Genomic DNA, 20,126 nt, shown 5'->3' with positions numbered 1-20,126 from the left:
TCGCGTACCGAGTACGTGATCGCTGATGTCACTCGTGAGCTGTGAGTCCAGGTAATGAGTACAGCGTTGTGCTGTGTCGCGGCGATGTGCTGTGCAGGTCCAACGTAGTCCCGTGGCTGTGAGTCAACAGCAAAACCGAAAGTTCCAATGTCCACTACCGACCACAATCCGTCCGGAGCAACCCAACATATGCCCACCACCGTCACCTCGCCGCAGGTAGCCGTCAACGACATCGGCTCCGCCGAGGACTTCCTCGCCGCCATCGACAAGACGATCAAGTACTTCAACGATGGCGACATCGTCGAAGGCACCATCGTCAAGGTCGATCGCGACGAGGTTCTGCTCGACATCGGTTACAAGACCGAAGGCGTCATCCCTTCCCGCGAACTGTCCATCAAACACGATGTCGACCCGAATGAGGTCGTTTCCGTGGGTGATGAGGTCGAGGCCCTCGTTCTCACCAAGGAGGACAAGGAAGGCCGCCTGATCCTGTCGAAGAAGCGCGCGCAGTACGAGCGGGCGTGGGGCACGATCGAGGAGCTCAAGGAGAAGGACGAGGCCGTCAAGGGCACCGTCATCGAGGTCGTGAAGGGCGGTCTGATCCTGGACATCGGCCTGCGCGGCTTCCTGCCGGCGTCGCTGGTCGAGATGCGCCGGGTCCGCGATCTGCAGCCGTACGTCGGCAAGGAGATCGAGGCGAAGATCATCGAGCTGGACAAGAACCGTAACAACGTCGTTCTGTCGCGTCGCGCCTGGCTGGAGCAGACCCAGTCCGAGGTCCGCAGCGAGTTCCTGCACCAGCTGCAGAAGGGCCAGGTCCGCAAGGGCGTCGTGTCCTCGATCGTCAACTTCGGTGCGTTCGTCGATCTCGGCGGCGTCGACGGTCTGGTGCACGTCTCCGAGCTGTCCTGGAAGCACATCGACCACCCGTCCGAGGTTGTCGAGGTCGGCATGGAGGTCACCGTCGAGGTGCTCGACGTCGACCTGGACCGCGAGCGGGTTTCGCTGTCGCTCAAGGCGACTCAGGAAGACCCGTGGCGTCAGTTCGCCCGCACCCACGCCATCGGCCAGATCGTGCCCGGCAAGGTCACCAAGCTGGTTCCGTTCGGTGCGTTCGTGCGCGTCGAAGAGGGCATCGAGGGCCTGGTGCACATCTCCGAGCTGGCCGAGCGCCACGTCGAGGTGCCGGACCAGGTTGTCGCCGTCGGCGACGACGCGATGGTCAAGGTCATCGACATCGACCTGGAGCGTCGCCGGATCTCGCTGTCGCTGAAGCAGGCGAACGAGGACTACCACGCCGAGTTCGACCCGTCGAAGTACGGCATGGCCGACAGCTACGACGAGCAGGGCAACTACATCTTCCCCGAAGGCTTCGACCCCGACACCAACGAGTGGCTCGAGGGCTTCGAGAAGCAGCGCGAGGAGTGGGAGGGTCGCTACGCCGAGGCGGAGCGTCGCCACAAGATGCACACCACGCAGATGGAGAAGATGGCCGCCGACGCCGCCGCCGAGGCCGCGAACGGTGGTTCGTCGAACTACTCCTCCGAGAGCGGTGCGCAGGCGACCACTTCCTCGTCGTCGTCCTCCGCTTCGGAGTCGGCCGGTGGTTCGCTCGCCAGCGACGCGCAGCTCGCCGCGCTGCGCGAGAAGCTGTCCGGCAACGCGTAATTCGCACATCCGACGAAGGCCCCGGTCACTCGACCGGGGCCTTCGCCCGTTTCCGGGGGTGCCCCGGTATTCTCGGCGATGACATGTTCGAGTCCACTCCGGAATCCGCGCCGATCCTGTGGGAGCGCCGGAAGTACGAGGCGATGGCCCGTATCCAGCAGGTCGCGCTGGATCTGTTCGACGAGAACGGTTATCGCGAGGTGACGGTGGAGCGGGTCGCCGCGGCGGCGGACGTCTCACCGAGTTCGATCTACCGGTATTTCGGCACCAAGGAGATGCTGGTCCTCTACGACGAGGCCGATCCGAAACTGCTCGACGCGGTGCGCACGGCGGGCGGGGGCGAGGTGTTCGAGGTTCCATGGCCACGCCGATCGCCTGCCCGATGGTCGCCCCGCCGGAGTGTGCCGTAGGTGCCAGGATGGGGTATCCGGCGACGGGATACGTTGTCCGATAGTGTGATCGACGAGTATTAAAACTGATTCATTTCACAATCCGGAAGGATTCGGGGCGGCATGGGTCTCTTCGACGGCATCAATCGGCGTGACTTCCTGGCCAAGGCGATGGCCGCGGGCGGGGTCGCGGCGCTGGCCTCGCTGGCGAATCCGATCATCGAGCGCGCGTACGCGGCCGATCCGGCCGGGATGGGCGGGCTCGGCGATATCGAGCACTTCGTGCTGCTGATGCAGGAGAACCGCTCGTTCGACCACTACTTCGGCACCATGTCCGGCGTGCGGGGCTTCGGCGACAAGTCCGCGGCCTGGCGGCAGTACGGCTACGCGCCGGGTATCGGCCCGACCGCGGACGGATACATCCTGCCCTTCCGCCTGGACACCAACCGGGGCCCGAGCCTGGACGGCGAGTGCATCAACGATCCGGACCACAGCTGGCCGGGTATGCACGCCTCCTGGAACGGCGGGCGCAACGACCGCTGGATGCCGATGTCGATCGCCAGCGTCGGAGCCGGAAACGGCCCTGCCGCAATGGGGTACCACACCCGCGAGGACATTCCGATCCACCACGAACTGGCCGACGCGTTCACGATCTGCGACCACTACCACTGCTCGGTCCTGGGCCCGACCGACCCGAACCGGCTGTACTGGATGTCCGCGCACATCGACCCCGAGGGCGTCGCCGGTGGGCCGCTCGTCGAGACGCCGACCATCCTGCCGCAGAACGCCTACAGCTGGCGCACCATGCCGGAGAACCTGTCCGCGGCCGGGGTCAGCTGGAAGATGTACAACAACCGCGATATCGGCCCGGTCTCCTCGGTCTTCCTGGACGGCATGCTGAGCTGTTTCAAACAGGCCGCCGACCCGAATTCCGAACTCGCGCGGCGCGGTAAGGCCCCGGTCTATCCGAGCGATTTCGCCGCCGACGTGGCCGCGGACAAACTGCCCTCGGTGTCCTGGGTGATCCCGGCGCTGATGAACTGCGAACATCCCGCGCTGCCACCGGCATTCGGCGCGGTGGGCATCATGCAGGTGCTGGATATCCTCACCTCGAATCCGAAGGTGTGGGAGAAGACCGCGCTGATCGTGAGTTACGACGAGAACGGCGGATTCTTCGATCACGTGACCCCGCCGACCGCACCGCACGGCACACCGGGCGAGTATCTGTCCGTCGATTTGAAGCGAGTCCCGGCGGCCAAGGGCGTCGCGGGTCCGATCGGATTGGGTTACCGCGTACCGTGTCTGGTCATCTCGCCGTACTCGCGCGGCGGGCTGGTCGCCTCGGAGACCTTCGACCACACCTCGCAATTGCGTTTGCTGGAGCGGCGTTTCGGCGTCGACGTACCGAATCTGACGGCCTGGCGTCGCCGCACCGTCGGCGATATGACCTCGGCCTTCGACTTCGCCGCGCGACCGAATTCCACCCGCCCGCGGATCACCGATCCGAATTCCCGGACGGCGGCGGCGATCGCGCAGTGCGGACCGAATATGGCACTCGGCACGACCGATAAGGGCATTCCCTATCCGGTGCCGCCCAATGCGATGCCGACCCAGCAGCCCGGCACCCGGCGACGGCCGAGCGGAGTGGTGTAGTTCGTCAGCCCATGGCAGTCGCAGGCACCCAGCGCACCGCGGCAAAGGCGGTCCGGCGACGCATGGCGGCCCAGCTGTGCCGAGCCGGATTGATCAGCGCGGTGACCCCGGTGCGGCGGTATGCGGCCAATGCGGTCGCGACGGCGGGGATTTCGAGGCAGTGCACCCCGCCGGGCTTGCCCAGTCGGTGGCGACCCGTCTGGATGTTTCGGATGCCCAATGCTTTTCCTTCGCTTGCTCGGCTGCGGCCTGGATCGCCTGCGGCGAAACATTAGCGGAACGAAAGTGTGTGATCGGCGAATTTGATCGACTTGTGTCCTTACGTGTCGGAAATTCTCGGACCACAGGTCGGTATCGGCCGGAAAAAGTCGCGGATTGATATCGCTGCCGTCACGGATTGGAATATCTGCTCGCGGCGATGTGGAATACGTTGCGGATGTGGGTATTCGGCTCGTTTGCGCGGATGTCGCCGCCGAGGGAGCCGGGGCCGGGCGGGTCGGCCCGCGCTCGGAGATGCGAGACTTGTCCGATGTTGCGTATCGGTCTCACCGGAGGCATGGGAGCGGGTAAGTCGACGGTGGCGCGGCTGCTCGTCGAGCGGGGCGCGGTCCTGGTCGACAGCGACGCGATCGCCCGCGAGGTGGTGGCCCCCGGGACCCCGGGCCTGGCCGCGCTGGTCGAGGCGTTCGGAGCCGATATCCTCGCCGCCGACGGCAGTCTGGATCGTCCGGCGTTGGCGGCCAAGGCATTCGCCACCGACGAGGCCCGCGGCACGCTGAATTCGATCACCCATCCGCTGGTCGGGGCCCGCACCACCGAGATCATCGCCGCCGCGCCCGCGGACGGCATCGTGGTGCAGGATGTTCCGCTGCTGGTCGAGAACGGGCTCGGGGCGATGACCAATCTGGTCGTGGTGGTCGAGGCCGCGCTGGAGACCCGCGTGCACCGGCTCGAGGAGTTCCGGGGTATCGCCCGCGAGGACGCGCTCGCACGGATCTCGGCGCAGGCGACCGATGAGCAGCGGCGGGCGGCCGCCGATGTGCTGCTGGACAATTCGGGTGCTCCGGAGGACCTGGCACCGCAGGTGCACGCGCTGTGGGACGAGCGGTTGGTGCCGTTCGAACACAATCTGCGCACCCGGACTCGGGCCGAACGCGGCGCGGTGCGACTGGTCGAGGCGGATCCGTCCTGGCCCGCCCAGGCGCAGCGGATCATCGCGCGGCTCGCGCTGGCCTGCGGTGCGGCCGCGTTGCGCATCGATCACATCGGTTCGACGGCCGTGCCCGGATTTCCCGCGAAGGATGTCATCGATGTCCAGATCACCGTCGCGGACCTGGAGACCGCAGACGGCCTGCGAGATGCGTTGCAGGACGCGGGATTTCCGCGCGGTCCCTATCTGACCGACGATCCGAAGGCCGGGACGGATCCGGCGTCGTGGGCCAAGCGAATTCACCTCAACGCCGATCCGGGCCGCGCCGCCAACATCCACGTGCGGGTCGAGGGCTGGCCCGGTCAGCGGTTCGCACTGATCTTCCGGGACTGGCTGCGTGCCGAACCCGCCGCCCGCGAGGAGTACCTGGCGGTCAAGCGCAAGGCCGAGGCGAACGCGGCCGGTCTGACCGGAACCGCGGCGATCGACGCGTATCTGGAAGTGAAGACCCCGTGGTTCGACGAGATCTATGCCCGCGTCCTGGCCTGGGCCGAGCAGGCGGGCTGAGCGCTACGGCCGCAGCGGCCGCTGCCAGGTCAGCGTGACGCCCTGGGACTGTTCGATCCACTTGTCGAAGTCGTATCCGTGTCGGGCGATCCCGTCGATCGCGGCCGTGGCGACCTCGATCGCCCGCTGCGCGACGGTCGCGTCGAGATAGCCGGCGGCGTGCGCGGCGAGCAGTTCGTCCACGTCGAGCAGTTTCACATCGCGTCCGACGCGCAGCGTCAGATCCAGATAGTGGTCGATCGACCGCCACCGGCCCGGTTCGATCTCGCCGAACTCACCGATATCGACGTACAGATCCTGATCCCGGGTGTTCGTGGGGGTGAAGTGGAAGACGGTGGCGCGCAACGACACCGCGGGCAGGAACCAGGACTCCAGATAGTGGAATTCCCGGTGGTCGGCCGTGCGGGCCATGTACAGCCCCCACGGCTCGACGTCGTACCGATCCACCGTCCGCACGAACCCCTTCGGATCGGTGTTGGTGAGCTCACCGATATCGAAGTACTCGACCTTGGGTCGATGCAGATGAACTGTAATTTCTGCCTCCGCTTCGCTACGGCGGGCCGCGGCCCCTGGAGGGCCGATTCTTCCCTCCCTACGCTCCCCCGCTTCGCTCCTCCGCTCCGGTCGGTCCAGAATCGGCCCGGGCCGCGGCCCTTGGGGTCGGCGTTGTTCTGGGCTGGCGGAACTTGGTGAGAACGAAGTGGCAGGTCGATGTTACAACCAGGTCAGGGTGATGCCCTGGGAACCCAGCCAGCGCTCGACGTGGCGGTCGTGTTCGACGATGCCGGAGACCACCGTGTTGGCGCGTTCGATGATGTGCTGGGCCGCGGTGGCGTCGACGTATCCGGCGTCGTGGGCGGCGAACAGGTCCTCCAGGCCGTGTAGTTCGGGGGTGTGGCCGTTGCGGGAGACGATGTCCAGGTAGTGGTGGGTCGCGCGCCAGCGCTTGGGCTCGATGCGGGCGTACTCGCCGACGTGCACGTGGTAGATCGGATCGCGGTCGTGCGCGTTGTTGGCGTGACTCATGGTGATCCGCACGGCCGGAGCCGGTAGCAGCCAGGTCTCGGTGTAGCGATTCGGCGGTGCGTCGGCCGCGCGCACCAGGTAGAGGCCCCACGGTTCGGCGTGATAACTCTCCACTGCGTGCACGAAGCCGCGCGCGTCGGTCTTGGTGCAGTCCGCGACGTCGAAGTACTCGGTCGGCGGCTTGCGCGCGGCGACCGCGACGGCAGTCGGATGCTGCGACGGGCCGTGCGGATGCACGGAGGAGAGCAGGTTGCGTGCTGCGTTGCGCAATGGGTGGAGACTCGTCATTGCACTGCCCCTATCTGGAACTACCTGGGAAACCGGATCGACAGTACACCTGGATTGCCTGCCGCGAGGGACGGTAAACACACTTCTCGCGCGTCGTGACTGATTCGGCATCGAACGCGAACTCCGTTGCCGCACCGGACATTTCGGACATTCGGTGATCGCCGCCGGGTAGCCCGGGGTGATCGTCGGGCGGGCGGTGCGCGGGTCGAGCGGTGATTCTTGTCGGTGGGTGGTCCTACGCTGTGAATCATGGCTTTCGCATCCGAGCTGCCCGCCGAGGGCAACACACCGCTGGCGCATTCGGAATTCCGGCCCATCGGCGAGATCGAGCGGGCCGACGGGCGGTTCCAGGTGATCAGCGAGCACCGGCCCGCCGGCGATCAACCCGCCGCGATCGAGGAGCTCGATCGCCGGTTGGGCGCTGGCGAGCGCGATGTGGTGCTGCTCGGCGCCACCGGCACCGGTAAATCGGCCACCGCCGCCTGGTTGATCGAGCGCACCCAGCGCCCCACGCTGGTCATGGCGCCGAACAAGACCCTGGCCGCGCAGCTGGCCAACGAACTGCGCGAGATGCTGCCGAACAACGCGGTCGAGTACTTCGTCTCGTACTACGACTACTACCAACCCGAGGCGTACATCGCGCAGACCGACACCTACATCGAGAAGGACAGCTCGATCAACGACGATGTCGAGCGGCTGCGGCATTCGGCGACCTCGAGCCTGCTCTCGCGCCGGGACGTGGTGGTGGTCGCGTCGGTGTCCTGCATCTACGGTCTGGGCACCCCACAGTCTTATCTCGACCGGTCCGTCCAGCTCGAGGTCGGCGGCGAGGTCGATCGGGACAGATTGCTGCGGCTGCTGGTCGATGTGCAGTACACCCGCAACGATATGTCCTTCACCCGCGGTGCGTTCCGGGTGCGCGGCGATACGGTCGAGATCATCCCGTCCTACGAGGAGCTCGCGATCCGCATCGAATTCTTCGGCGACGAGATCGAGGCGCTCTACTATCTGCACCCGCTCACCGGGGATGTGGTGCGGCAGGTGGACATGGTCCGGATCTTCCCGGCCACGCACTATGTGGCCGGTCCGGAGCGGATGGAGCGGGCAGTGGCCGATATCGAGGTCGAACTCGAACATCGCCTGGCCGAATTCGAGCGCCAGGGCAAACTGCTCGAGGCGCAGCGCCTGCGCATGCGCACCCAGTACGACCTGGAGATGATCCGGCAGGTCGGTTTCTGCTCGGGCATCGAGAATTATTCGCGGCATATCGACGGCCGGTCGGCCGGATCGGCCCCGGCCACGCTGATCGACTATTTCCCCGAGGATTTCCTGCTCATCATCGACGAGTCGCACAACACCGTCCCGCAGATCGGCAGCATGTACGAGGGCGATATGTCGCGCAAGCGCAACCTCGTCGAATACGGCTTCCGGCTACCGTCGGCGGTGGACAACCGCCCGCTGACCTGGGAGGAGTTCGCCGATCGCATCGGCCAGACGATCTACATGTCGGCCACCCCAGGCCCGTACGAGCTGGGGCAGACCTCCGGGGAATTCGTCGAGCAGGTCATCCGGCCGACCGGTCTGGTGGATCCGCACGTCGTGGTCAAACCGACCAAGGGGCAGATCGACGATCTGGTGCACGAGATCCGCCTCCGCGCCGAGAAGGACGAACGCGTACTGGTCACCACGCTGACCAAGAAGATGGCCGAGGATCTCACCGATTATCTGCTCGGGCTGGGGGTGCGAGTGCGATATCTGCATTCGGAGATCGACACGCTGCGTCGCGTGGAACTGCTACGGCAGCTGCGCTTGGGCGAATACGACGTGCTGGTCGGCATCAACCTGCTGCGCGAGGGTCTGGACCTGCCCGAGGTGTCGCTGGTGGCGATTCTGGACGCGGACAAGGAAGGTTTCCTGCGCAGCACCACCAGCCTGATCCAGACCATCGGCCGTGCCGCCCGCAACGTCTCGGGCGAGGTGCACATGTACGCCGACAAGATCACCGATTCGATGCGCAACGCCATCGAGGAGACCGAGCGGCGTCGCGCCAAACAGGTCGCCTACAACGAGGAGCGCGGCATCGACCCGAAGCCGCTGCGCAAGAAGATCGCCGACATTCTCGATCAGGTGTATCGCGAGGCCGACGAGACCGAGGTCGAGATCGGCGGTTCGGGCCGCAACGCCAGCCGCGGTCGGCGTGCCCAGGGCGAGCCCGGCCGGGCGGTCAGCGCGGGCGTCTTCGAGGGCCGCGACATCAAGTCCATGCCGCGTGCCGAACTGGCCGATCTGGTCAAGGAGATGACCGATCAGATGATGAACGCCGCACGTGAACTGCAATTCGAACTCGCCGGACGGTTGCGTGACGAGATCGCCGATCTCAAGAAGGAACTGCGCGGAATGGACGCGGCCGGGTTGAAATGAGTACCGTTCCACTGGGTTTCGATTCGGCCCCCGCCGTCGCGGCGGAGCCCGGGGCCCAGGCACACGCGCACGAGTCGGTGCGCACAGGGAAGGTGTGCCTGGGTTCCGGCGTCCGCCGCGACGGTTCGAGGCCGGTGTCACCCGGGTGTGCGGCCTTACGCACTGCCGCGGGTCTTCCGAGACCTTGCACTTCATCGAGGTCACACGACGCTGGTGTGCACCCAGTCTGCGGCGGGCACCTGCACGTCCTTCATCGGAGTCGGCATACCCAGCTGGAAGGTCGAAACGCCGACCTTCGGCTCGGTGTGCGTGGCCTGGCCGTTGGGAAGGTCGTTGCGGCTCAGTACTTCCGCGCCGAAGACCGCGCGGTAGTACTCGATGGCGGAATTGGTATCGGGGACCACCGCGAAACAGTTGATCCGGTGGTATCTCTCGGGGATCGGATTCACGGCGTCCGTCATGAGTACGACTCTGGCCGGGTCCGCCCCGGAGTTCTTGTAAGAACGCGACGCCACGCATTGGCATCGGGGACCGCCAGGAAACAGTTGATCGAGTGGTAGCCCTCGGGGATCGGATTCACGGTGTTCGTCATGGGGACGACTCTGGTCGGTTCCGCGCCGGAGATCTTGTAAGAACGCGACAGCCCGCACGAGCCTCGGGAGCGCATCGGTGAACGTGGTCGGTGAGAATGCGAAAGACCCTGTGCTGGAACGGGTTCCGGTGCCGCCGCCGGAGGTTTCGAAGGGGATCCTGTACGCCCGGGAGCAGGCTCGGCACCGCACGCTGACCAGGGTGGCCGCGGGCCCGGAGATGTCGCCGTTCGTCGAGTGGTACTGGCAGGTGCGGTGGGATCTGCGCGGCTGCCCGCCGTTCGTGGCCGAGGTACTGCCGTTCCCGAGCGTGAATCTGACCTTCGAGCGGACGACCGCGAGTACCGGTGGTTTCGTCAACGGCGTGTGCACCACCAAGTTCACCCGCGAACTGGCGGAGGAGGGCGAAGCCTTCGCGGTGAAATTCCGGCCCGGCGGTTTCGGCGCGTTCACCGGTCTGGACGTGGCCGCGTTCCGGGATACCGCGGTCGGTGTCGTCGAGGTGCTGCCGCAGGCGCACGGCCTGACCGAGCGGGTGCTCGCCGAGCCCACCACCGAACGTCGCCGCGACGTGGTCGAGGATTTCTTCGCCGAACGCGCGCGCACGGCCGTCGTCGACGACAACTACCGGCTGCTGCTGCGCATGATCGCGGCCATGGAGTCCGATCGCGATCTGCTGCGCGTGGATCAGGTCGCCGAGCGTTTCGAGGTGTCGATCCGGACGCTGCAACGCCTGTTCCGGCGCTATGTCGGCGCGAATCCGAAGTGGGTGCTGCGCCGCTACCGACTCCAGGACGGCGCGCAGCTGCTCGCCGACGGCCGCACCGAGGATCTCGCGGCGCTGGCATTGGATCTGGGCTACTTCGATCAGGCCCACTTCTCCCGCGAGTTCGCGCTGGAGGTGGGAATGGCGCCCCTGGAATACGCGCGGGCGGCGGATTGACCACCGCGCGAGACATTTGTCCGCTACGTCGGCCCGTATCCCGCGGTATCGGCCGCGGGGTCGAAACTTTGGTGCAATTCACGATAATTACCCGTGATTTCCGGGCGAACTACCAGCGGCCCGTCCGACGCAGGTAAATGCTGTTCACCGCCGACCCCGGCACCTGCCCGCCCAGTAGTCCCGCGATCGGGCCGCGGCAGCGCTACTGTGATGAGAATCCCAGTGCCGCAAGACCGTTCGCGATTGCGGCGTGCGTCGCCACGGCGGTCGCCGCGGGCCGGATCCGCGCTGGTAGTCGGGGCCCCTGCGAAACCTCCCAGCGAATCTGTGGCATGCGCTACACGGCAGGCCGATGTGATGTGATGCAATTTCGGATTTTTCCGACTCGGTAGCGGTTATGGTCTAGCGCAGTTGCCGCGCGGCGTCCACGGTCGTGGACGTAATGCGTCGGCATCCGACCACTTGCACATTTGGAGGAGAGATGACCACCGCCTACCGGTCCATTGTCGTCGGTACCGATGGCTCGGACTCGTCGTACGTCGCCGTCGAGAAGGCCGCGGCCCTGGCCGGGGCCGCCGGCGCGACCCTGTATGTCGCCTGCGCCTACTACCCGACCGACGATCGCGACGTTGCCGCCGCGACCGATGTGCTGAAGGACGAGGCCTACCAGGTCCGTGGCTCGGCACCCACGAACGAGATCCTGCACGTCGCCCGGGAGAAGGCCCACGCGGCCGGGGCCACGCAGGTGGAGGAGAAGGCGATCGTCGGCGAACCCGTCGAATCGCTGCTGTCCCTGGTGAAGGAGGTCCAGGCCGACCTGCTGGTCGTCGGTAACCGCGGCCTGAACACCCTCGCGGGCCGCCTGCTCGGCTCGGTCCCCTCGGACGTGGCCCGCAAGTCCCGCTCCGACGTCCTGATCGTGCACACCGTGCGGTAGTTCGTCCACGCGACGCAGCGCCGAACGGAACGGTCGTGAGCAGGTTCGATCCTGTTCACGACCGTTCTGCTGTGTTCAGCCCAGTGCGTCGAGGACCTCGGGCAGTTCGCCGGAGTAGACGACCGAGAGGCGCTGGGTGGCTCGGGTCAGGGCCACGTAGAGGTCGTTGAGGCCGCGGGGGGATTCGTCGAGGATGTCCTGGGGGTCGACCAGGATCACACTGTCGAATTCGAGGCCCTTCACCTCCGGGACGGTCAACACCTGGACCACATCGCTCGCCAGCTCGGTGTAGTCGGCGAGGGTGGCGTGCGGGGTCAGGACCACGGTGATGCCGGGGCGGTCGGCTTCGGTGGCCACCAGATCCGCGACCGTGGAAACGGATTCACTGGGGGAGACGTGCAGAGCCCGTGGGGGACAACCCGATTCGCGGACCGAGCGCGGGACGGTGGCGCCGGGGTCGATGGCGGCCAGCACGTCGGCGGCCACGGCCATGATCTCCGCGGGCGTGCGGTAGTTGACGGTCAGTTCGGCGAGCTTCCAGCGTTGGGCCACATAGGGTTCCAGCATCTGCTGCCAGGACGACGCACCCGCCGGATCACCGGTCTGCGCGACGTCACCCACGATGGTGACCCAGCGATTCGGGATGCGCCGCATCACCATTCGCCACGCCATCTCCGAAAGTTCCTGTGCCTCATCGACGATGACGTGCCCGTACGTCCAGGTGCGGTCGCCCGCGGCGCGTTCGGCGGTGGTCTGGTGGGTGCGCACATGCTGCCGCTCGGCCAGTTGTGAGGCGTCGATCAGGTCGTAGGCCATCAGGATCTCCGGATCGAGATCGTCCTCGAGATCCTGTGGGGCCGAACCGGTCAGGATGTCCAGCGCGTCCTGGGCCTCGGCGAGCTGGGTGCGCCAGCGCCGCCGGGAACGTTCGCGTTCCTCCGCGTCGTCGACGCCGAGCAGTTCGGCCAGTTCGTCCAGCAGGGGTGCGTCGGCGGCGCTGAAATTGCCGTCGTCGGGGCGGAACAGCTCCTTGCGATCCTCGGGGGAGAGCGTGTCGGCCGCGCGGGCCAGGCGCGCCGGATCGGCCCACAGCCCGGCCAGCACCTCCTGCGGCGTCAGGATCGGCCACAGTCCGGCGATGGCGCGCTGGATCTCGGTGTCCGCGCGCATCTCGTCGCGGATCTCGGTCAGATCGGCCTGGCTCAGCAGGTTCTGGCCGCCGGTGAGGTCCTTGCCCATGGTCTGGGCGAGCTGATCGGTGAGCGCGTCCACCACCGAGGCCGCGAACACCGGCCGGGCCAGGTTGTGCGGCCGCCGCGAGGAACGCGCCCGGCCGCGCGCCTTGGTGACGATCTTGCGGTCCAGGGTGATCTCGTAGCCGTCGAAGGTCAGCCGGATCGGTTCGGGCGGAGTCTGCTGCCAGTCGCGCACCCCCTTCTTCAACACCTCGATCATCCCCAGCGAACCTTTCAGTTCGCCCGCGCGCAGCGAATCCTCCAGCGTCGCTTGCACTCCCGGGTACAGGTTGCCGACCGTGGACAGCAGCACCCCGGTCTCGCCCAGCGACGGCAGCACCTGGCCGATGTAGTCCAGGAAGGTCGAATTCGGGCCGATGATCAGCACACCGGCCTTGTCCAGCTGTTTGCGGTAGGTGTACAGCAGGTATGCCGCGCGGTGCAGCGCGACGGCCGTCTTACCGGTGCCCGGCCCGCCCTGCACCACCAGCACGCTGCGGTGTTCGGACCGGATGATGGCGTCCTGCTGGCTCTGGATGGTCTCCACGATGTCGGTCATCTGACCGGTGCGCGCCGCGTTCAATGCCGCGAGCAGGGCGCTCTCGCTGCCCACGCCGGTATCGGACTCGATCGCGCCCTCCGCCCGCGCCAGATCCAGGTCCAGGTACTCGTCGGTGATCGTGGTGATCCGGCGGTTGCGGGAACGGATGTGGCGGCGTCTGGTCACCCCGTCCGGCGTGGCGGTGGTGGCCAGATAGAACGGCCGGGCCAGCGGGGCCCGCCAATCCAGCAGCAGGGTGGCGTAGTCGTCGTCCTCGTCGAGGATGCCGAGGCGCCCGATGTAGCGCTGTTCGGCGACACCGTCCACGCCCGCCGAAAGATCGATCCGGCCGAAGCACAGGCCGTGTTCGGCGGCGTCGTACTTGGCCAGGTCCTCGGTGTACAGCTGGGTGAACGATTCGCGCTCACTGCGGGCCTGCGGCGTGCCGCCGGTCTCCAGCAGCACCGTGCGCAGCCGGCGCTGGGCGTATTCGCGCATCGCGTCCAGACGTTCGTAGAGCGTCGTCAGGGCGGTCTGTTCGCGTGCCAGTTCGGCGGCGTGGCCGGTCGCCGGGAGATCCTCGGTGAGGCGGTCGGGCAAGACGGAACTCCTTGTCACCACGTTCGGCCGGGCGAGGCCGCATGCGAAGGGAAAACGGAGTTGTCGAGTCTAGTTGCCGTTGGGGTTGTGCGCCGTAACCCCAGGTGAACGCCAGTTCACGAGGCGTGGGTATTGTTCGGCCGCCGCATCGAACCCGGGCCGTCGTGATGCGCGGCCGGTTTGGCCTGGTACATCGCGACGTCGGCGTCGTGCAGGACGGCCTCGGGCGTGCGGGTGTCGCCCGCGTGCAGCGGCGTGACCCCGATCGAGGCGTCGACGTGGATCCGGTGCCCGCGCGCGATGATCGGTTCGGCCATCGCCTGCCGCAGCCGCGTGACCAGCCCGTCCAGATCCTCCGGCAGCGCCCGCCCGGACAGCAGCACCAGGAATTCGTCACCGCCGATGCGGCCGACCACGTCGTCCTGGCGCAGGCTGCGCTGCAAGCGCTGGGCCACGATCTGGAGCACCGTGTCGCCGATGGCGTGCCCGAGGGTGTCGTTGATGGATTTGAATCCGTCCAGATCGATGAACAGCACCGTCGAGACCGGCAGCTCCTCGCTGGTGCCCAGCGCCCCGGCCAGTCGCGAGAGCACCAGCGACCGATTCGCCAGGCCGGTCAGCGGATCGTGGGTGGCCTGGTACTCCAATTGCCTTCGGCTGGCCCGGAATTCGGTGATGTCGTTGAACGAGGACACCGCGGGTGAATCCGGATCGCCGGGATTGAGCAGCCGGGACGAGCCGGACAGCCAGCGGCGCTGCCCGTCGGGACGGTCCACCCCGAAGACGTACCGGGCGATGGTCTCGCCGGTGGCCAGGGTGCGCGCGACCGGATGCCGGGTCGCCGAGAGCGGTTGCCCGTTGGGGTCCAGCAGCGACAGCGGCAGACCCATGATCGAGGTGCCGACCAGATCCCCGCCCTCGTGCCCGAAGATCCGCAGCGCGGCCGGGTTGATCGATTCGATGCACCCGTTCCGGTCGATCACCACCACGCCCTCCTCCAACTGCGAGACGACCGTGGTGAAGTGCTGTTCGGCGCGGCGCTGCGCGTCCTCGGCCAGGCGTTGTGCGGTCAGATCGTGGATGACCACCTGATGTGCGCGACGCCGTTGCCAGACGGTCAGTACCGAGACGGTCTCCACGTCGACGGTGCCGCCGTCGAGTCGCCGCAGCGTCATCTCGGCGGCTTCGGAGGCGTCGCCGGTGGTGCTCAGGTGGGCGATGCGCGCGAGCATCGGGCCGATGTCCCGCAGCGCGACGAACTGGGTCACCGGGCGGCCGAGGATCTCGGCGACGGACTCCGCGCCGAGTAGCCGGACAATTGCGGGATTCGCGTACACGAGTTTGCCGCCCTCGTGTACGACCACGCCGTCCGGGCTGTGTTCCACCAGTGACCGGTACCGTTGTGCCAGTTGCTCGGCGTCTACCGCGCCGTCGCTGCTCTCATCGCCCATCTCAGTCACGCATACCCCCTGATCAAAGACTATCTATGTCATTTTCAGCATGGGATCATTCTGCTATCGGCGTGTGGAAGATCGCAGCGCCGACGTTGTCGGATCGGTCACAGTTCGAACGCTTTGTCGAGCATGGATCGGACGGCGGTATCTCACAGGGGTTTGCTCAGCGATGGCGGAATGTTCGCTATCCTGCTCGAACCGGTGAAGGAGCGAGGCTATGCCAGGCTGTACCCTGAAGCACCAAGATCATATGACGATTGCCGGAATCGGCATCGTGTCCGGTTACGGCTGGGGTCGTGAGACCTGTTGGCGCGGTTTGCTGAGTGGAAAATCCGCCGCTCGGCTACATCCAGGGTACGGGGCGGGGCATGACGAGCACGCATGGGTGGCCCTGATTCCCGACGGCGGCGACGCGGAGGTCGGCCCGAGCCGCTACGGACGGGCCGTCCAGGACGCGGCGCGGGAGGCGATCGACGACGCGCGGGCCCGCGGCTGGCGGCCCGGCCGCACGGTCGGGATCCTGCATTCGATCGTGCTGGGCGACGTCCGCAACTGGCGGGATTTCTACCTGGCGGACTCCGGACATCGGCGTTCGCGCGGATTCATGTCGCTGCTGCCCTCGACGCCGATCGCGATGCTGGCGCGGGAATTCGGTTTCCACGGCCCGTCGATGGACGTCTCGGCGGCCTGTAGTTCCGCGAACGTCGCCCTGATCACCGCGCAGCTGTGGTTGACCCACGGCATGGCCGACGACGTGCTGTGCGTGACCACCGATCTGTCCGCGACCCCCGAAATACTCGAGCACATGGTCGGCTTGGGCGCGGCGGTGAGCGATGCCGAGCCACTCGCTGCCTGCCGCCCGTTCCAGCAGGGCAGCCGCGGTTTCAGCATGGGGGAGGCGTCCACGGGGTTCGTGCTGACCCGCGAGGCCGAACGGCCGTACGCGCGGGTGCTGGGCGGGGCCATGTCCAACGACGGCTATCACGTGGTGTCGGTCGAACCGTCGCACGAGCAGATCCTGGACTGCGTCGATCGGGCGCTGGCGGTGTCCGGGGTGCGGCCGGATCAGGTCGGGTACTACAACGCGCACGGGCCGGGCACCCGGCAGTGCGACGATGCCGAAACCGAGGTGATGGCAAGGATTTTCGACGATAGTCCGGCGTTGTACTCGATCAAACCGCTGGTCGGGCACTGTCAGGGGGCCGCGGCCGGGGTCGAGGTGGCCGCCGCGGCGCTGGCCTACGAGCGCGGGGTCGTCCCGGCCTCGCCGATCGTCGCGCCCGCGCATCCGCGGCTGCTGGACGGGGCCACCGAGTTCACCGGCGGTATCACCGTCAAGACCTCGCTGGGTATGGGCGGGCACAATTCGGTGATCGTGCTGGACGCCGCCTGACCGGTTTCGCGTCCCCGGGGTGAGGTCACACCGGCGGTTCGCGCGGGGCAAGTAGGCTGGGTCGATCGGTCGCGGGTGTGGCGGGTGTTCGCCGCGGACGACCGAAAATCCCTGGTCCGGCCCCTGGCCAACGGTGCCCGGCGAAACTTGTCGGTGGGTGGTCCTAGCATGGCGGCCGGGGTACCAGTGGACGCCGGAATACGAATGGGAAGGGTCGACCTGTGGCGGATCGCCTGACGGTGCGCGGAGCGCGGGAGCACAATCTCAAAGGGGTCGATATCGACCTGCCGCGCGACAGTCTCATCGTCTTCACGGGATTGTCCGGATCGGGTAAGTCGAGCCTCGCGTTCGACACCATCTTCGCGGAGGGGCAGCGGCGTTATGTCGAGTCGCTGTCGGCGTACGCGCGCCAATTCCTCGGTCAGATGGACAAACCGGATGTGGACTTCATCGAGGGGCTCTCGCCCGCGGTGTCGATCGATCAGAAGTCGACCAACCGCAATCCGCGTTCCACGGTCGGCACCATCACCGAGGTACACGACTATCTGCGTCTGCTCTACGCGCGCGCGGGCACCCCGCACTGCCCGGTCTGCGGTGAACTGATCGCCAAGCAGCCCCCGCAGCAGATCGTGGATCAGGTGCTGGCTATGGAGGAGGGCGTCCGGTTCCAGGTGCTGGCCCCGGTGGTGCGCACCCGCAAGGGCGAATTCGTCGACCTGTTCGATCAGCTGAATTCGCAGGGTTATTCGCGTGTGCGGGTGGACGGGGTGGTGCATCCGCTCACCGAGCCGCCCAAACTGAAGAAGCAGGAGAAGCACGATATCGAGGTGGTCATCGACCGCCTCGCGGTGAAGCCGAGTTCCAAACAACGCCTGACCGATTCGATCGAGACCGCGCTGCGCCTGGCCGACGGCATCGTGGTGCTCGATTTCGTCGACCGGGAGGAGCACGCGCACGATCGCGAGCGCCGTTTCTCCGAGAAGCTCGCCTGCCCCAACGCGCACCCCCTGGATATCGAGGATCTCGAACCGCGTTCGTTCTCGTTCAACTCGCCCTACGGCGCCTGCCCGGATTGCACGGGTCTGGGTATCCGCAAGGAGGTCGATCCGGATCTGGTCGTCCCGGATACCGCGCTGAGTCTGAACGACGGCGCCATCGCGCCCTGGTCGCGCGGTCAGACCGCGGAGTACTTCACCCGGCTGCTGTCGGGGCTGGCCGAGGCCATCGGTTTCTCCATGGACACCCCGTGGCATCAGCTACCCGTGCGGGCGCGCAAGGCGGTGCTGGAGGGCAGTTCCGATCAGGTGCACGTCTCCTACACCAACCGCTACGGCCGCAAGCGGTCGTACTACGCCGATTTCGAAGGCGTGATGCCGTTCCTGCAGCGTCGGCTCGAGAACACCGAGTCCGAGCAGATGAAGGAACACTACGACGGCTATATGCGCGACGTGCCGTGCCCGGTGTGCAACGGCGCTCGGCTGCGGCCCGAAATCCTCGCTGTCACAATGGATTCCGAGGAGGGGCGGCGGTCCATCGCCGAGGTGTCGGACCTGTCCATCCGGGACTGCGCGAAGTTCCTCAACAGCCTGCGGCTGGGTGAGCGCGAGGCCGCGATCGCCGGGCAGGTGCTCAAGGAGATCCAGGCGCGGCTGGGCTTCCTGCTCGATGTCGGGCTGGAATATCTGACGCTCTCGCGGGCCGCGGCGACCCTGTCCGGCGGTGAGGCGCAACGCATCCGGCTGGCCACCCAGATCGGTTCGGGTCTGGTCGGCGTGCTGTACGTGCTGGACGAGCCCTCGATCGGTCTGCATCAGCGCGACAACCGCCGCCTCATCGAAACCCTCACGCGGCTACGCGATCTCGGCAACACCCTGATCGTCGTCGAGCACGACGAGGACACCATCCACGCCTCGGACTGGGTGGTCGACATCGGCCCGCTGGCCGGTGAGCACGGCGGTCAGGTGGTGTACAGCGGCCCGTATCCCGGCCTGCTGAGCGATGCGAATTCGCTGACCGGCGCGTACCTCTCGGGCCGGGAGCAGATCGATGTGCCGCTGGTGCGTCGCCCGGTGAACCGGAAGAAGCAGCTCACCGTCGTCGGCGCCACCGAGCACAACCTGCGCGGTATCGAGGTGAATTTCCCGCTGGGCGTGCTGACCTCGGTGACGGGCGTCTCCGGATCCGGTAAGTCCACCCTGGTGAACGACATCCTGGCGACGGTGCTGGCCAACAAGCTCAACGGCGCTCGCCAGGTGCCGGGCCGGCACACCCGCGTCAACGGGCTCGATCATCTGGACAAGCTGGTCCAGGTCGATCAGTCCCCGATAGGCCGCACCCCGCGCTCGAATCCGGCGACCTACACCGGTGTCTTCGACAAGATCCGCACGCTGTTCGCGGCAACCACCGAGGCGAAGGTGCGCGGCTATCAGCCGGGCCGATTCTCGTTCAATGTCAAGGGCGGCCGCTGCGAGGCGTGTTCGGGCGACGGCACGCTCAAGATCGAGATGAACTTCCTGCCCGATGTGTACGTCCCGTGCGAGGTTTGCCACGGCGCGCGCTACAACCGGGAGACGCTCGAGGTGCACTACAAGGGCAAGACCATCGCCGAGGTGCTCGATATGCCGATCGAGGAGGCCGCGGAATTCTTCGAGCCGGTCACCTCGATCCACCGATATCTGAAGACGCTGGTCGATGTCGGGCTGGGTTATGTCCGTCTGGGCCAGAGTGCGCCGACGTTGTCCGGCGGTGAGGCACAGCGGGTGAAACTGTCCGCCGAATTGCAGAAACGTTCCACCGGCCGCACCATCTACATTCTGGACGAGCCGACCACGGGCCTGCACTTCGAGGACATCCGCAAACTGTTGAAGGTGATCAACGGCCTGGTCGACAAGGGCAATTCCGTCATCGTCATCGAACACAACCTGGATGTCATCAAGACCTCCGACTGGGTGATCGATATGGGACCCGAGGGCGGTTCGGGCGGTGGCACGGTCGTCGCCGAGGGCACGCCGGAAGAGATCGCCACCGTGTCGGAGAGTTACACCGGGCAGTTCCTGAAGGAGACGCTGGCGATTCCGGCGGCGAAAGCGCCCGCCCGCAAGACGGCGGCGAAAAAGACTGCCGCGGTGAAGAAGTCGTCGACCGCGGCCAAGAAGGCGGCGAAGCCCGTGGACGCCGATCCCAAGAAGGCGGCCGCGGCCCGGCGCAGGGCGGCCGCGTTGCGCTGATCACCGGCAGAACCCGGGGCGGTCACGTCGGGCCGCCCCGGGCG

Annotated in this window: 15 protein-coding genes; 9 read left to right on the top strand and 6 right to left on the bottom strand. The window is 66.7% G+C overall.

The features are described from left to right. The first annotated feature begins 189 nt into the window (after positions 1–189). From rpsA to NRB20_RS21055, 3 genes are all read left to right on the top strand, one after another. Positions 190–1,668 (top strand): 30S ribosomal protein S1, encoded by a 1,479-nt coding sequence (gene rpsA / locus NRB20_RS21065; RefSeq protein WP_153411878.1) that lies wholly within the window; start codon positions 190–192, stop codon positions 1,666–1,668. An 83-nt stretch (positions 1,669–1,751) separates the two neighbouring features. Further along, positions 1,752–2,078: a TetR/AcrR family transcriptional regulator gene (locus NRB20_RS21060; protein ID WP_227833726.1), complete on the top strand. Its 327-nt coding sequence runs from the start codon at positions 1,752–1,754 to the stop codon at positions 2,076–2,078. Between the two features lie 102 nt (positions 2,079–2,180). After that, complete coding sequence (locus NRB20_RS21055; RefSeq protein ID WP_153411877.1) at positions 2,181–3,710, top strand: alkaline phosphatase family protein; 1,530 nt, start codon at positions 2,181–2,183, stop codon at positions 3,708–3,710. Positions 3,711–3,714: 4 nt separating this feature from the next. On the opposite strand, the gene NRB20_RS21050 is transcribed toward NRB20_RS21055, so the two are convergent. Then, entirely contained in the window at positions 3,715–3,930 is a 216-nt protein-coding gene (locus NRB20_RS21050) for a hypothetical protein (RefSeq protein WP_153411876.1), read from the bottom strand. Between the two features lie 309 nt (positions 3,931–4,239). Between NRB20_RS21050 and coaE the strand changes: the two genes are divergently transcribed. Then, a complete protein-coding gene (gene coaE / locus NRB20_RS21045; protein ID WP_153411875.1) occupies positions 4,240–5,427 on the top strand; it encodes a dephospho-CoA kinase in 1,188 nt (395 codons plus the stop codon). Between the two features lie 3 nt (positions 5,428–5,430). Here coaE and NRB20_RS21040 read toward each other — a convergent pair whose 3' ends face one another. Together NRB20_RS21040 and NRB20_RS21035 are read right to left on the bottom strand one after the other, a co-directional pair. Then, complete coding sequence (locus tag NRB20_RS21040) at positions 5,431–5,883, bottom strand: DUF402 domain-containing protein (RefSeq protein ID WP_319945204.1); 453 nt, start codon at positions 5,881–5,883, stop codon at positions 5,431–5,433. Between the two features lie 258 nt (positions 5,884–6,141). Next, positions 6,142–6,741: a hypothetical protein gene (locus tag NRB20_RS21035; RefSeq protein WP_227833725.1), complete on the bottom strand. Its 600-nt coding sequence runs from the start codon at positions 6,739–6,741 to the stop codon at positions 6,142–6,144. A 249-nt stretch (positions 6,742–6,990) separates the two neighbouring features. Here NRB20_RS21035 and uvrB point away from each other — a divergent pair, with 249 nt between their 5' ends. Next, complete coding sequence (gene uvrB / locus NRB20_RS21030) at positions 6,991–9,162, top strand: excinuclease ABC subunit UvrB (protein ID WP_153411873.1); 2,172 nt, start codon at positions 6,991–6,993, stop codon at positions 9,160–9,162. Between the two features lie 200 nt (positions 9,163–9,362). On the opposite strand, the gene NRB20_RS21025 is transcribed toward uvrB, so the two are convergent. Further along, entirely contained in the window at positions 9,363–9,623 is a 261-nt protein-coding gene (locus tag NRB20_RS21025) for a VOC family protein (RefSeq protein ID WP_153411872.1), read from the bottom strand. A gap of 208 nt (positions 9,624–9,831) precedes the next feature. Here NRB20_RS21025 and NRB20_RS21020 point away from each other — a divergent pair, with 208 nt between their 5' ends. Both NRB20_RS21020 and NRB20_RS21015 read left to right on the top strand, forming a co-directional pair. Next, positions 9,832–10,695, top strand: coding sequence for an AraC family transcriptional regulator (locus tag NRB20_RS21020; RefSeq protein WP_319945203.1), 864 nt, complete (start codon positions 9,832–9,834; stop codon positions 10,693–10,695). 481 nt (positions 10,696–11,176) lie between these two features. Next, positions 11,177–11,632 carry a universal stress protein gene (locus NRB20_RS21015; RefSeq protein ID WP_153411871.1) on the top strand — a complete coding sequence of 152 codons (456 nt, stop codon included), beginning with the start codon at positions 11,177–11,179 and terminating at the stop codon, positions 11,630–11,632. A 75-nt stretch (positions 11,633–11,707) separates the two neighbouring features. Here NRB20_RS21015 and NRB20_RS21010 read toward each other — a convergent pair whose 3' ends face one another. Together NRB20_RS21010 and NRB20_RS21005 are read right to left on the bottom strand one after the other, a co-directional pair. After that, positions 11,708–14,008, bottom strand: coding sequence for a HelD family protein (locus tag NRB20_RS21010; RefSeq protein WP_227833724.1), 2,301 nt, complete (start codon positions 14,006–14,008; stop codon positions 11,708–11,710). Between the two features lie 116 nt (positions 14,009–14,124). After that, complete coding sequence (locus tag NRB20_RS21005; protein WP_153412056.1) at positions 14,125–15,459, bottom strand: diguanylate cyclase domain-containing protein; 1,335 nt, start codon at positions 15,457–15,459, stop codon at positions 14,125–14,127. 253 nt (positions 15,460–15,712) lie between these two features. Here NRB20_RS21005 and NRB20_RS21000 point away from each other — a divergent pair, with 253 nt between their 5' ends. Together NRB20_RS21000 and uvrA are read left to right on the top strand one after the other, a co-directional pair. Then, on the top strand, positions 15,713–16,855 hold the full coding sequence (locus NRB20_RS21000; RefSeq protein WP_153411870.1) for a beta-ketoacyl synthase N-terminal-like domain-containing protein: 1,143 nt from the start codon (positions 15,713–15,715) through the stop codon (positions 16,853–16,855). Positions 16,856–17,076: 221 nt separating this feature from the next. After that, the gene (gene uvrA, locus NRB20_RS20995) at positions 17,077–20,082 is read left to right on the top strand and encodes an excinuclease ABC subunit UvrA (RefSeq protein ID WP_319945202.1); all 3,006 of its coding nucleotides are present in this window, start codon (positions 17,077–17,079) and stop codon (positions 20,080–20,082) included. Positions 20,083–20,126 lie beyond the last annotated feature (44 nt).

This window comes from Nocardia macrotermitis (assembly GCF_009604405.1).
In the GTDB taxonomy this organism is placed as follows: Bacteria; Actinomycetota; Actinomycetes; order Mycobacteriales; family Mycobacteriaceae; genus Nocardia; species Nocardia macrotermitis.
This window is presented reverse-complemented; position numbering and strand designations above follow the sequence as displayed.

Coding starts and splice junctions, on each gene's coding strand:
- rpsA (WP_153411878.1), top strand. CDS start 190: ATGCCCACCACCGTCACCTCGCCGCAGGTAGCCGTCAACGACATCGGC.
- NRB20_RS21060 (WP_227833726.1), top strand. CDS start 1,752: ATGTTCGAGTCCACTCCGGAATCCGCGCCGATCCTGTGGGAGCGCCGG.
- NRB20_RS21055 (WP_153411877.1), top strand. CDS start 2,181: ATGGGTCTCTTCGACGGCATCAATCGGCGTGACTTCCTGGCCAAGGCG.
- coaE (WP_153411875.1), top strand. CDS start 4,240: ATGTTGCGTATCGGTCTCACCGGAGGCATGGGAGCGGGTAAGTCGACG.
- NRB20_RS21035 (WP_227833725.1), bottom strand. CDS start 6,741: ATGACGAGTCTCCACCCATTGCGCAACGCAGCACGCAACCTGCTCTCC.
- uvrB (WP_153411873.1), top strand. CDS start 6,991: ATGGCTTTCGCATCCGAGCTGCCCGCCGAGGGCAACACACCGCTGGCG.
- NRB20_RS21025 (WP_153411872.1), bottom strand. CDS start 9,623: ATGACGGACGCCGTGAATCCGATCCCCGAGAGATACCACCGGATCAAC.
- NRB20_RS21015 (WP_153411871.1), top strand. CDS start 11,177: ATGACCACCGCCTACCGGTCCATTGTCGTCGGTACCGATGGCTCGGAC.
- NRB20_RS21005 (WP_153412056.1), bottom strand. CDS start 15,459: ATGGGCGATGAGAGCAGCGACGGCGCGGTAGACGCCGAGCAACTGGCA.
- NRB20_RS21000 (WP_153411870.1), top strand. CDS start 15,713: ATGACGATTGCCGGAATCGGCATCGTGTCCGGTTACGGCTGGGGTCGT.